This is a genomic window from Microbacterium algeriense (assembly GCF_008868005.1).
Taxonomy (GTDB): Bacteria; Actinomycetota; Actinomycetes; order Actinomycetales; family Microbacteriaceae; genus Microbacterium; species Microbacterium algeriense.
Genome location: NZ_WAAO01000002.1, coordinates 1,017,088 through 1,029,837, shown reverse-complemented (window position 1 = coordinate 1,029,837; position 12,750 = coordinate 1,017,088). Strand labels below are relative to the sequence as shown.

The following is a 12,750-nucleotide window of genomic DNA, read 5'->3' as shown; positions in this document are numbered from 1 at the left end:
TCAGCTCACCCTCACTCGCGGGTCGAGGACGACGACGACGATGTCGGCGAGCACGGCGCCGATCGCGGTCAGCACGGCGCCGAAGGCGGCGACAGCCACCACGCCGTTGATGTCGTTCTGGTTGATGGTGTCGAGGAAGTAGCGCCCCATTCCCTGCCAGGCGAAGATCGACTCGGTCAGGATCGCGCCGGTGAAGATCGTCGGGATCGTGAAGGCGACCTGCGTCGCGACGGGGATGAGCGAGGTCCGCAGGGCGTGCTTGCGCACCGCCTGGGCCTTGGTCAGACCCTTCGCGCGTGCCGTGCGGACGTAGTCGGCGTTGATGTTGTCCAGCAGCAGCGAGCGCTGCAGGAAGTGGTACTGCGCGTATCCGACGAGCACGAGGGCGATCGTCGGGAGCGTCACGTGCTGGAGTGCATCGACGATCGTGGGGAAGAAGCCGGTGACGCCAGGGCTGGAGGAGCCGGTGACGTAGAAGATGCGGACGCCGGTCGCCTCGTTGAGTGCGATGGCGAGGAGCACGACGGCGAGAGCGGCGACGATGATGTTGATGTTCATCGTGATGATCGAGGTCGCCTGGCCGATGCGGTCCGCGAGCTTGTACTGACGGGAGGCGGTGTAGACGCCGAGCCAGATGCCGAGGACGGCGGCGATGATCGTGGCGCCGAGGACGAGCTCGGCGCTGACCCACATGCGGTAGGCGACCTGCTCGTTCACCGACTGCCCAGTCGGGCTGACGCCCCAGTCCCAGCGCAGGACGATGCTCGTGAACCAGTTCCACCACCGTTCGATCAGCGGAACGGTGTCGCTCAGGTTCCGGGGGATCAGGACGTTGTCGATCTGCTCCGGAGTGAGCGGCGGGCGCCGTCCGACGTAGTTGCTGCGCGGATCGAGGAATCCCCACGCGAGGAAGAACGTGAGATTCGTGGCGACCACGATCATGAGCAGCCAGCCGAGTGCGCGGCGCACGAGGTACTTGATCAAGGGGGGTCAGTCTTTCTCTTCTACAGACGCGCTCGGGATCCGCCGACGCAACGCTGAGTCGGGTAGATATTCAACCACCATCTACCGTACTGCGCGACGCGACGGCCACCACGGGGTCTGTGACGGAGTCTTATCGCTTACGGGATCTGGTGTCATGCATTTGTCCCGGGCAACTTCGGGAGACTATCACCGCTGTGGCCGAATCGGGGATTAGCCGTCCCTCACCGTACAATCGAGTGGACATGTCCCCACGCGCTCTCACCCCGCTTCAGCCTGCCGCGACGCCGGCTGCGCAGATCCGCAATTTCTGCATCATCGCCCACATCGACCACGGCAAGTCGACCCTCGCCGACCGCATGCTCCAGATCACCGGAGTCGTGTCGGACCGCGACATGCGGGCGCAGTACCTCGACCGGATGGACATCGAGCGCGAGCGCGGCATCACGATCAAGAGCCAGGCGGTCAGGATGCCGTGGGAGCTCGACGGGCAGACCGTCGCCCTGAACATGATCGACACCCCCGGGCACGTCGACTTCACATATGAGGTGTCGCGTTCCCTCGCCGCCTGCGAGGGCGCGATCCTGCTCGTCGACGCCGCGCAGGGCATCGAAGCGCAGACTCTCGCCAACCTCTACCTCGCGCTCGAGAACGATCTCCACATCATCCCGGTGCTGAACAAGATCGACCTGCCGGCGGCCGACCCGGAGAAGTATGCCAAGGAGCTGGCATCGCTCATCGGCGGGAAGCCGGAAGACGTGCTGCGTGTCTCGGGCAAGACCGGGGCCGGCGTCGAGGACCTTCTCGACCGACTGGTCCAGGAGATCCCGGCACCGACCGGCGACGCGGACGCTCCTGCCCGCGCGATGATCTTCGACTCGGTGTACGACGCCTACCGCGGCGTCGTCACCTACGTACGCATGGTCGACGGCAGCCTGTCGCCCCGCGAGCGCATCCAGATGATGTCGACCGGCGCGAACCACGAAGCCCTCGAGGTCGGTGTGTCGAGCCCCGAGCCGACCCCGACCAAGGGACTCGGTGTCGGCGAGGTGGGCTACCTCATCACCGGCGTGAAGGATGTGCGCCAGTCGAAGGTCGGCGACACGATCACGAACGCCCGCAAGCCCGCGGCGGAGGCTCTTCCCGGCTACACGGACCCGAAGCCCATGGTCTTCTCGGGCATCTACCCGATCGACGGCAGCGACTACGCGGAGCTGCGTGAGGCGCTCGACAAGCTGAAGCTCTCCGATGCCTCCCTGCAGTACGAGCCGGAGACCTCCGTGGCCCTCGGTTTCGGCTTCCGCTGCGGCTTCCTCGGCCTGCTGCACCTGGAGATCGTGACCGAGCGCCTCGCGCGCGAGTTCGGCCTCGACCTCATCACCACGGCCCCGAGCGTGATCTATGAAGTCGTGACCTCGGACACCGGCGAGACGGTGACCGTGACGAACCCGAGCGAATACCCCGACGGGCGCATCGGCTCGGTGTCGGAGCCGATGGTCAAGGCCGCGATCCTGCTGCCCAAGGACTACGTCGGCACCGTCATGGAGCTGTGCCAGTCCCGTCGAGGGACGCTGCTCGGCATGGAGTACTTCTCGGAGGAGCGCGTCGAGCTGCGCTACAACATGCCGCTCGGCGAGATCGTGTTCGACTTCTTCGATCAGCTGAAGTCCAAGACGCAGGGCTACGCGTCGCTCGACTACGAGCCCTCCGGGCAGCAGGAGGCCGACCTCGTCAAGGTCGACATCCTCCTCCAGGGCGAGAAGGTCGACGCGTTCAGCTCGATCGTGCACCGCGACAAGGCGTACGCGTACGGCACGATGATGGCGGAGCGGCTGCGCAAGCTCATCCCTCGCCAGCAGTTCGAGGTGCCGATCCAGGCCGCGATCGGTGCGCGCATCATCGCCCGTGAGACGATCCGCGCAATCCGCAAGGACGTGCTGGCGAAGTGCTACGGCGGTGACATCACCCGCAAGCGCAAGCTCCTCGAGAAGCAGAAGGAGGGCAAGAAGCGCATGAAGATGGTGGGTCGCGTCGAGGTCCCCCAGGAGGCGTTCATCGCCGCGCTCTCCGGCGACGTCGAGGGCAAGGACAAGAAGTAGCCCCTCGCGGAACTGGGTCGCTGAGCTTGTCGAAGCGTCCCTCACGTGGCGCGTGTTCCCCAGCCTGGGTCGCTGAGCTTGTCGAAGCGTCCCCCTGGGACGGCTTCGACAGGTCAGGAAGGTCCTCGGACCGGTCCTCGATCAGCGCGAGCTTCTTCCGCCTGCTCCATCCTTGAATCTGCTTCTCGCGGAAGAACGCCGCATCGACGGTGTCGAAGTGCTCCGCGTGAACGAGGACGACCGGTCGGCGGCGGCGGGTGAAGTTCGCCGCGAACTGGTCGTCATGGTTGTGCTCCCAGACGCGGGCCTCCAGATCGCCGTCCGTGCTGCCGGTGTAGAAGCTGCCGTCGTTGCACCTCAGGATGTACGTCCAAGCCATCGACCCATGGTCCCGGAGATCCGCGCCGACAGGAGAGGTTGTGGACAACTTCCCTTCGGCGGGCTCGGGGACCCAGGGGGTTGGGCCCTTCGACAAGCTCAGGGACCCAAAGGATGGGCGGGCTCGGGGAGCCAGGTGGACGTGGTCAGGGATCCAGGTGGACGGGGTCAGGGACCTTGGGATGTGACGGCGTGCGGCGCGGGGGGTGTTCGCTCAGGGAACCCGAAGTAGGCTGGAACTCATGCGGCGCGGGACTTTCCGAGACGACACGGTGGACTATGCGGCCGTGGGTGCGACCCACGCGCCCGATCTGATGCAGTACCCGCCGGAGCGCAGCATCCCGGCGGAGGAATCCTGGCGGATCGGCAGCGGTGTCGAACGCTTCCAGACAGCGGGGGAGGCGCTCCTCTCGTGGACGGCGCAGCGCGCGGCCGGGCTCTCGGTCGAAGATGTGCGCCCCGCACCCGGACCCGCCTACGCCGGTGTGAGCTTCGACGCCGAGGGCAACCCGATCGCGCCGAGCAAGCGCGACGTCGAACCGCGCTACGACGCCGAGGGCATGCCGTTCGTCGGCGCGGGGATGACCCTGCACCTGCGCGGCCGCGTGGCCGGCATGCGCGCCGACTCAGAACTCCGCGTGATCTCGGTCACCGAGGAGACGCGGCGCATCGGCTTCGTGCTGGGCACCATCGGCGGCTCCGTCGTGAGCGGCGAGGAGTCCTTCGACGTGGACTGGCGCGAGGACAACGACGAGGTCTGGTTCACGGTGCGCGCCTTCGATCGGCCGAACGCGATGACCTACCGCATGATCCCCGCGCTCGTGAAGCGCCGTCGCCGGGAGCTCTTCGCGCGCTACCTCCGGGCGATCTCCCCGCTGTACGCGACCCCGCTCTGATGGCGGGACCGCTTCCCCTGGGTGACCCCGCGCCGTCGGACGGCCGGCTGCCGGCCGATCTCCCCGTCGATACGCGCGTGCCGTTCTCCGCCTACCTGCACATCCCGTTCTGCACCGTGCGCTGCGGCTACTGCGACTTCAACACCTACACGTCGACCGAGCTGCGCGGTGCCAAGCAGGAGGACTACGCGAGCACCCTGATCTCCGAGATCGCGCTCGCGCACCGGGTGCTCGGCGAGGCGGGAGCCCTGCGCCCGATGGACACGGTGTTCTTCGGCGGCGGCACCCCGACCCTCCTCCCGGCAGGCGACCTGGCACGCATGCTCGAGGCGGCGACCACCGCGTTCGGGCTCGCCGAGGGCGCCGAAGTGACCGTCGAGGCGAACCCCGACACCGTGACGCCCGCCGTGGCGCGCACGCTCGCGGACGCCGGGGTGACGCGGATGTCCGTCGGCATGCAGTCCGCCGTTCCGCACGTGCTCGCGGCACTGGACCGCACCCACAGGCCCGAGAACGTGCGCACCGCCGTCGCCGCGGCGAAGGACGCGGGGCTCGCGGTGAGCGTCGACCTGATCTACGGTGCGCCGGGGGAGTCGCTCGCCGACTGGGAGGCCTCGCTCGAGGCGGCGCTCGCCCTCGAGCCCGATCACATCTCGGCCTACGCGCTCATCATCGAGGACGGGACGAAGCTCGCCCGGCAGATCCGCCGCGGCGAGGTTCCGACACCGGACGACGACCTTCAGGCAGACATGTACGAGGTGGCCGATGCCCGACTCGCCGCCGGCGGGTTCGACTGGTACGAGGTCAGCAACTGGGCCCGAACGCCCGCGCAACGATCCCGACACAACCTCGCCTACTGGCGGGGGAGCGACTGGTGGGGATTCGGTCCCGGCGCGCACAGCCACATGGCCGGACTGCGCTGGTGGAACGTGAAGCATCCGGCCGCCTACGCCCAGCGCCTCGCAGCGTCGGAATCTCCCGCCGCCGGAACCGAGCGTCCCGATGCCGAGTCCCGCACCCTCGAGCGCATCCTGCTGCTGAGCCGCATCCGCGAGGGCATCGCCATCGACGAGGTGCCGCTGGAGAACCGGAAGCGCGTCGCCGGGCTCATCGCCGACGGACTCGTCGATCCCGCCTCGGCGATCCAGGGGCGGATTCAGTTGACCCTGCGCGGGCGACTGCTCGCCGACGCGGTGGTGCGCGAGCTCACGGATTGAGCCGAAGCGCGTCCGGTCCGCGGTAAGATTGGCACTCTGAACGTCCGAGTGCCAGCGGAAGGGAAGGCGATGGTCACAGAGCGAGGACTCCAGGTTCTCCGCGCGATCGTGCAGGACTACGTCGAGACCCACGAACCCGTCGGCAGCCGATCCATCGTGGACCGGCACTCGTTCGGCGTCTCGGCGGCGACCATCCGCAACGACATGGCGCTGCTCGAGGACGAGGAGCTGATCACGGCTCCCCACACGTCCTCCGGCCGCGTGCCGACAGACAAGGGCTACCGGGTCTTCGTCAACCACCTCGCGCAGCTGCGGCCGCTCTCGTCCGCGCAGCGCTCGGCCATCGAGTCCTTCCTCGGCGAGCCGGCCGACCTCGACGACCTGATGGTGCGCACCGTCCGCGTGCTGACACAGCTGACGGGGCAGGTGGCGCTCGCGCAGTACCCGTCTTTCGCGCGCGCCCATGTGACGCACCTCGAGCTGGTGGCTCTGGCTCCCAATCGGCTGCTGATCGTGCTCGTGACAGACGCCGGCGGTGTGTCGCAGCGCATGGTCGTGCTGCCGGAGACGATCGACGAACCCGACCTGGCCGTGCTGCGGGCACGACTCTCCGCGCTCATCACGGGTCAGGGCATCGGCGAGGCGTCCGACCGCCTTCAGGCGGTGCTCGACGGCGAGGAGACCCCGCAGGACCGGATCCTGCGGACGATCGCCGCCGTCGTGATCGACGAGCTCGGCGGCTTCCGACAGGAACGTCTGGTGATGGCGGGAGCGGCGACGCTCGCGCGGCGGGAGCAGGACTTCCGCGGCAGCATCCACCCCCTCCTGGAGGCGATCGAGGAGCAGGTCACGCTGCTGCGGCTGATGAGCGAGATGGTGGCCGACGAGCACGGACTCGCGGCGAGCATCGGCACCGAGAACGCGCCGTTCGGCCTCGGCGAGGCCTCGATCGTGGCGAGCAACTACGCCGCACCGAGCGGAACGGCGCGCGTCGGCGTGATGGGCCCGACCCGCATGGACTACCCGAGCAACCTCGCCGCAGCGCGGGCCGTGGCCCGCTACCTGTCGCGGATGCTCGACGACGACGAGGCCGGCCGCTGACGCGGCCGCCTCAGAAGACACACGCAGAAAGGCGATTGTGGCGGACCACTATGAGGTTCTCGGGGTGTCCCGGGACGCTTCCACCGATGAGATCAAGAAGGCGTACCGACGCCTTGCGCGTCAGCTTCACCCGGACGTGAATCCCGGCGACGACGCGGCGGAGAAGTTCAAGCTCGTCACCCACGCGTACGACGTGCTCAGCGACGAGGACTCCCGCCGTCGCTACGACATGGGCGGCGGCGACGGAACGGCGGGAGACTTCGGCGGCTTCGGCGGCTTCGGGGACATCTTCGAGACCTTCTTCGGCGCTGCGCAGGGCGGCGGACGCGGAGCGCGCCCCCGGTCACGCCGGGAGCGGGGGCAGGACGCGCTCGTGCGGGTGACCCTGGACCTGGGCGACGTCGTGTTCGGCGCGCACCGCGACATCGAGGTCGACACCGCGGTGCTCTGCGAGACCTGTCAGGGCTCGTGCTGCCAGGAGGGCACCTCACCCGTGACATGCGACATCTGCGGTGGCTCGGGGCACGTCCAGCGACAGGTGCGCAGCCTGCTCGGCAACGTCGTCACGTCCCAGCCCTGCGGCACCTGCGAGGGATACGGCACCACGATCCCGTACCCGTGCGGCACGTGCGGCGGCCAGGGTCGCGTGCGCTCCCGTCGCACGGTCTCCCTCGACATCCCGGCCGGCGTCGAGACCGGACTGCGTCTGCAGCTGCCCGGCTCGGGCGAGGTCGGCAAGGCGGGCGGCCCGAACGGCGATCTGTACGTCGAGGTGACGGTCACCCCGCACCCGGCCTTCAGCCGCGAGGGCGACGACCTGCTCGCGACGCTCGAGGTGTCGATGACGGATGCGATCCTCGGCACCGAGACCTCTATCCAAGGGCTGGACGGCGAGGTGGACCTCGAGATCCGCCCCGGTGTGCAGTCCGGCGACGTGCTCACCATCAAGGGGCGCGGCATCACCCCGCTGCGCGGCACCCAGCGCGGCGACCTGCGCGTCGGCGTGCAGGTGCTCACTCCGACCAAGCTCGACTCCGCTCAGCGCGCGTTGATCGAGGACTTCGCGAAGAAGGCGAAGTCGCCGGAGCCGCAGCTCGCACAGTTCCAGCAGGGTCTCTTCTCGAAGCTCCGCGACCGCTTCCGCAGCCACTGATCATGGCCCTGCACTTCCTGGTCGAATCGTCGACGGACACCCGCGTCGGAGACCTCGTGTCGCTGACCGGAGCGGAGGCGAAGCATGCGGCGGTGGTCCGGAGACTGCGCGTCGGCGAGGCGGTCACGGTCGGTGACGGAGCCGGCGTCTGGCTCGAGGGCACCGCCGAGGAGGTGTCGCCGACGCGTGTGGACGTCCGCGTGTCGGAGCGCACGGAGCAGGCGGCACTGCGGCCCCGGGTCGTCCTGGTCCAGGCCCTCGCGAAGGGCGATCGCGACGAGCTCGCCGTCCAGGCGGCGTGCGAGCTGGGCGTCGATGAGATCGTGCCGTGGCAGGCCGCCCGCAGCGTCTCCCGCTGGGAGGGCCCGAAGGCCGTGAAAGGCAGGGAGCGGTGGGCGACGATCGTGCGCGAGGCCGCGAAGCAGGCGCATCGGGCCTGGTTGCCCGAGGTCGCAGCGCCCGTGACGACGAAGCAGCTGGCACGGCGGGCGGCTTCGGACCGCGTGCTGCTGCTCGACCCCACGGCTCCGGCGAAGCTGTCGGAGATCGTGCCGGACGGCCGCGACCTCGTGCTCGTGGTGGGGCCGGAGGGCGGGATCTCAGACGAGGAGCTCCGTCTGCTGACGGACGCCGGCGCTGAGCGCGTGCTCCTCGGAGACACGGTGCTGCGCACATCGACCGCCGGCCCCGCGGCGATCGCGGTGCTGTCGGTCGCGCTCGGCCGATGGTGACGCCCCAGGCACGGGCTGGGTTCGCGCACTGGTCAGTAGACTTGGCCTCATGACGGAACCCTCGATCTTCACGCGCATCCTCGACGGGGAGATCCCAGCCGAGATCCTCGCCGAGACGGACCGCCTCTTCGCTCTGCGCGACATCGCGCCCCAGGCGCCGGTGCATCTCCTCGTCATCCCCAAGACGGCCGAGTACCGTACCGTCGCCGAGCTCGCGGCCGGAGACCCGGCTCTGCTGGCCGAGATGATCGCCTTCGCGGCGGAGCTGGCAGCGGCGCACACCGACGACGGCGACTTCCGCCTCGTCTTCAACAGCGGCCCGAACGCCGGGCAGACCGTGTTCCACGTCCATGCCCACGTGCTGGCCGGAGGACTGACCGAGAAGAGTGTCGGTGCCTGACAACCAAGAACCGCAGGAGCGCAGACTGAACGCCCCGCCGCCCGAGTCGGTCGAGAAGATCTACGCCGACGGCGTCGCGATGGTGCAGCTGCTCGGTCCGCAGGATCGTCTGCTGCGGATGCTCGAGAAGGAACACCCGGACGTCCAGGTGCTGGTGCGCGGGAACGAGATCACGCTCAGCGGTGACACCGCCGCGGTCGCGAGGGCGAAGGTCCTCGTGGACGAGCTGCTCGCGATGACCAGAGCGGGCCAGGATCTCGCGCCGAGCGACGTCGCGAGCTCCGCGCGCATGCTGCGGCAGGAGGGCGGACCGCGACCGAGCGAGGTGCTCGGCGAGGCGATCCTCACCACGCGCGGCAAGGTCATCCGTCCGAAGACCCTCGGGCAGAAGGAGTACGTCGACGCGATCGACGAGAACACGATCGTGTTCGGCATCGGTCCCGCCGGTACGGGCAAGACCTATCTCGCGATGGCCAAGGCGGTGCAGGCGCTCCAGCGCAAGGAGGTCACGCGCATCATCCTGACCCGCCCTGCCGTCGAGGCAGGGGAGCGGCTCGGCTTCCTCCCCGGGACGCTGACCGACAAGATCGATCCGTACCTGCGCCCGCTGTACGACGCGCTGAACGAGATGATGGATCCCGAGATCGTCCCGCGCCTGATGGCGACCGGCACGATCGAGGTCGCGCCGCTGGCCTACATGCGCGGGCGCACGCTCAACGACTCGTTCGTGGTGCTCGACGAAGCGCAGAACACGACGCCCGAGCAGATGAAGATGTTCCTCACGCGTCTCGGCTTCGGCACGCGCATGGTCGTCACCGGTGACATCACCCAGGTGGACCTCCCGCAGGGCGCCTCGGGGCTCCGCCTGGTGACGCGGGTGCTCGACGGCATCGACGACATCCACTTCGCGCGGCTCACCAGCGACGACGTCGTCCGGCATTCGCTCGTCGGCCGCATCGTGGACGCGTACAGCGAATATGACGAGAAGCGCACAGCACAGCGATTCGAACGCGAGCAGGCGGCAGAGTTCGCCAACCGTGCCGATCGCAGGGGAGCACAACGACCAGGACCCCGCGACCGCATGCCGAAACGAGGACTCTCATGATCGAGATCAACAACGAGTCGGCCATCGACGTCGACGAGACGGTGCTGCAGCGCCTCACGGACTTCAACCTCGCGCAGCTGCACGTCAGCCCGGACGCCGAGGTCGCGATCGTCCTCGTCGACGAGGGCGCCATGGAGGCGCTGCACGTGCAGTGGATGGACGAGCCCGGTCCGACCGACGTGCTGAGCTTCCCGATGGACGAGCTGCGCCCCGGCACCGAGGACCGGCCGACGGCCCCCGGGCTGCTCGGCGACATCGTGCTGTGCCCCCAGGTCGCCGAGACGCAGGCTCAGGCCGCCGGCCACACCCTGATGGATGAGCTGATCCTGCTCACCACCCACGGGCTGCTGCACCTGCTCGGCTTCGATCACGCCGAGCCGGACGAGGAGCGTGAGATGTTCGGGCTGCAGAAGGAGCTGATCCAGGGCTTCGCCGCGGCCGAACGCCGCCGATGACAGCCACGCTCCTGCTCATCGCCGCCGTGCTGCTGGTGGCGTTCGGCGGTCTGATGGCCGCGATCGACGCCGCATACGGCGTGACCTCGCGTGCCGGACTCGCCGACATGGCGACGGAAGGCCGCAGGGCGAAGGCTCTGGGACGCATCGCCGTCGACCTGGATGCGCACGTCAACGCGGTGGCCTTCATCCGCGTGCTGGCGGAGGTGACCGCCGCCGTGCTCGTCACGGTCGCCTTCACGATCCTCATCGAGAACAACTGGTGGGCGATGCTCGCCGCCGCGCTCCTGATGACCGCCATCACCTTCGTGCTCGTGGGCGCCAGCCCGCGTTCGTTCGGCCGCCAGCATGCGGAGAGCATGATCCGCGGGACGGCGTCGATCGTCCGCGGCCTCCGCATCATCCTCGGCCCGCTCGCCCAGGGCCTCGTGGTGCTCGGCAACAGGGTCACACCGGGGACGGGCCGGAGCTCGTTCACGAGCGAGGACCAGCTGCTCAGCATGGTCGACGAAGCGGCATCGAACGACCTCATCGAGGAGGACGATCGCGACCTCATCCACTCGGTGTTCGACTTCACCGACCAGTTCGTGCGCGCCGTGATGGTGCCGCGCACCGAGATGGTCACCGTGGACGCGACCGCCACCACCGACGAGGCGATGTCCCTGTTCCTCAACCGCGGGGTGTCTCGGATGCCGGTCGTGGACGATGAGGCCGACGATGTCGTCGGCGTGCTGTATCTGAAGGATCTCGTGCAGTTCGCCTACCGTGACGACAGCGCGTGGCGCGCGGCCTCCATCCGGCCCATCGCCCGACCCGCGACCTTCGTCCCCGAGTCGATGCGTGCGGAGACCCTTCTGCAGCAGATGAAGCGCGACGCGGTGCACGTGTGCCTGGTGATCGACGAGCACGGCGGGATCTCCGGTCTCGTCACCCTGGAGGATCTGATCGAGGAGCTCGTCGGCGAGATCTCCGACGAGTACGACCTGGTCTCCGCGGAGTTCGTCGATCTCGGCGACGGTCGCTACCGTGTCAGCGCCCGACTCTCGCTGGAGGACGTGGGCGACCTGTTCGGTGTGGAGCTCGAGGACGAGGACGTCGATTCGATCGGCGGCCTCCTCGGCAAGGCACTTGGGCAGGTGCCGCAGCCGGGTGCAACGGCGACCGTGGAAGGCTTGGTGCTCACGGGCGGCGCCTCGCGCGGTCGCGGTCGAGGGATCGCGACGGTGTTCGTGGAACGTGCGGCAGGAGAGCCTGACGCTTCGCAGGATGAAGGAGATCGAGACGATGACTGACGACACGCGAAGCGGGTTCGTGACCTTCGTCGGGCGCCCCAACGTCGGCAAGTCCACGCTGACGAACGCCCTCGTGGGCGAGAAGATCGCGATCACCAGCGAGAAGCCGCAGACCACGCGTCGAGCCATCAGGGGGATCGTGAATCGTCCGGACGGCCAGCTCGTCATCGTCGACACCCCCGGCATCCACAAGCCCCGCACGCTGCTCGGCGAGCGGCTGAACGACCTCGTCGAGCAGGTGCTGGGTGACGTGGACGTCATCGGCTTCTGCGTTCCCGCGAACGAGAAGGTCGGGCCGGGAGACCGCCGCATCGCCGCCTCGCTCGACGGCTACCCGCGTGCCAAGAAGATCGCGATCGTGACGAAGACGGACGCTGCCGGCCGGGACGACATCACCGAGCGGCTGATGGAGGTCGACGCGCTGCGGGAGGACTGGGATGTCGTGATCCCGCTCTCCGCGCTCACCCGCGACCAGCTCGACGTGCTCTCGGACGAGATCCTGGCGCTGATGCCGAAGGGCCCGGCGCTGTATCCCGAGGGCATCACGACCGATGAGTCGCAGGAGGACCGGATCGCGGAGATGATCCGCGAAGCGGCGCTCGACGGCGTCCGCGATGAGCTTCCGCACTCGATCGCGGTCGTGATCGACGACATCGCGCCGCGCGAAGGCACCGACCTGACCGACGTGCACGCGTCCATCGTCGTCGAGCGCGACAGCCAGAAGGCGATCATCATCGGCCACAAGGGCAAGCGGCTCAGCGACGTCGGAGCGCGGGCCCGGGCCGGCATCGAGAAGCTGCTCGGCACCCGGGTGTTCCTCGGACTGCATGTGAAGGTCGCGAAGGAGTGGCAGCGCGACCCGAAGCAGCTCGGCAGACTCGGATTCTGACATGAGCTCCGGTCACACGTCGATGGCGGCGGGAAGGCCGCCGACCCCCGCGA

At 68.6% G+C, this 12,750-nt stretch carries 13 protein-coding genes; 11 read left to right on the top strand and 2 right to left on the bottom strand.

Going from position 1 to position 12,750, the window contains the following annotated elements:
• Entirely contained in the window at positions 1-984 is a 984-nt protein-coding gene (locus F6A08_RS12575) for an ABC transporter permease (protein WP_017202331.1), read from the bottom strand.
• A gap of 242 nt (positions 985-1,226) precedes the next feature.
• Between F6A08_RS12575 and lepA the strand changes: the two genes are divergently transcribed.
• The gene (gene lepA, locus F6A08_RS12570) at positions 1,227-3,080 is read left to right on the top strand and encodes a translation elongation factor 4 (RefSeq protein ID WP_017202330.1); all 1,854 of its coding nucleotides are present in this window, start codon (positions 1,227-1,229) and stop codon (positions 3,078-3,080) included.
• Here lepA and F6A08_RS17770 read toward each other — a convergent pair.
• Positions 3,034-3,459 (bottom strand): GIY-YIG nuclease family protein, encoded by a 426-nt coding sequence (locus tag F6A08_RS17770; RefSeq protein WP_225855821.1) that lies wholly within the window; start codon positions 3,457-3,459, stop codon positions 3,034-3,036. The genes lepA and F6A08_RS17770 overlap by 47 nt on opposite strands.
• A gap of 241 nt (positions 3,460-3,700) precedes the next feature.
• On the opposite strand from F6A08_RS17770, the gene F6A08_RS12560 reads away from it, so the two are divergent.
• The 10 genes from F6A08_RS12560 to era all read left to right on the top strand — a co-directional run bounded on the left by F6A08_RS12560 (position 3,701) and on the right by era (position 12,697).
• A complete protein-coding gene (locus tag F6A08_RS12560; RefSeq protein WP_151459584.1) occupies positions 3,701-4,354 on the top strand; it encodes a DUF1990 family protein in 654 nt (217 codons plus the stop codon).
• Positions 4,354-5,571: a radical SAM family heme chaperone HemW gene (gene hemW / locus F6A08_RS12555; RefSeq protein ID WP_124895668.1), complete on the top strand. Its 1,218-nt coding sequence runs from the start codon at positions 4,354-4,356 to the stop codon at positions 5,569-5,571. Before F6A08_RS12560 ends, hemW begins: the two co-directional genes overlap by 1 nt.
• A 69-nt stretch (positions 5,572-5,640) precedes the next feature.
• Positions 5,641-6,672, top strand: a complete 1,032-nt coding sequence (hrcA, locus tag F6A08_RS12550) for a heat-inducible transcriptional repressor HrcA (RefSeq protein ID WP_151459583.1) — start codon at positions 5,641-5,643, stop codon at positions 6,670-6,672.
• Between the two features lie 37 nt (positions 6,673-6,709).
• Positions 6,710-7,825: a molecular chaperone DnaJ gene (dnaJ, locus tag F6A08_RS12545; RefSeq protein WP_151459582.1), complete on the top strand. Its 1,116-nt coding sequence runs from the start codon at positions 6,710-6,712 to the stop codon at positions 7,823-7,825.
• A 2-nt stretch (positions 7,826-7,827) separates the two neighbouring features.
• The gene (locus tag F6A08_RS12540) at positions 7,828-8,556 is read left to right on the top strand and encodes a 16S rRNA (uracil(1498)-N(3))-methyltransferase (RefSeq protein WP_124895667.1); all 729 of its coding nucleotides are present in this window, start codon (positions 7,828-7,830) and stop codon (positions 8,554-8,556) included.
• Positions 8,557-8,605: 49 nt separating this feature from the next.
• A complete protein-coding gene (locus F6A08_RS12535) occupies positions 8,606-8,956 on the top strand; it encodes an HIT domain-containing protein (protein ID WP_017202323.1) in 351 nt (116 codons plus the stop codon).
• Between the two features lie 79 nt (positions 8,957-9,035).
• Positions 9,036-10,061, top strand: a complete 1,026-nt coding sequence (locus F6A08_RS12530; protein WP_225855843.1) for a PhoH family protein — start codon at positions 9,036-9,038, stop codon at positions 10,059-10,061.
• Positions 10,058-10,516 carry an rRNA maturation RNase YbeY gene (gene ybeY / locus F6A08_RS12525; RefSeq protein WP_017202321.1) on the top strand — a complete coding sequence of 153 codons (459 nt, stop codon included), beginning with the start codon at positions 10,058-10,060 and terminating at the stop codon, positions 10,514-10,516. Before F6A08_RS12530 ends, ybeY begins: the two co-directional genes overlap by 4 nt.
• Positions 10,513-11,808, top strand: a complete 1,296-nt coding sequence (locus tag F6A08_RS12520) for a hemolysin family protein (RefSeq protein ID WP_017202320.1) — start codon at positions 10,513-10,515, stop codon at positions 11,806-11,808. The genes ybeY and F6A08_RS12520 overlap by 4 nt, the downstream gene beginning before the upstream one ends.
• A complete protein-coding gene (gene era / locus F6A08_RS12515; protein ID WP_164479558.1) occupies positions 11,801-12,697 on the top strand; it encodes a GTPase Era in 897 nt (298 codons plus the stop codon). Before F6A08_RS12520 ends, era begins: the two co-directional genes overlap by 8 nt.
• Positions 12,698-12,750 lie beyond the last annotated feature (53 nt).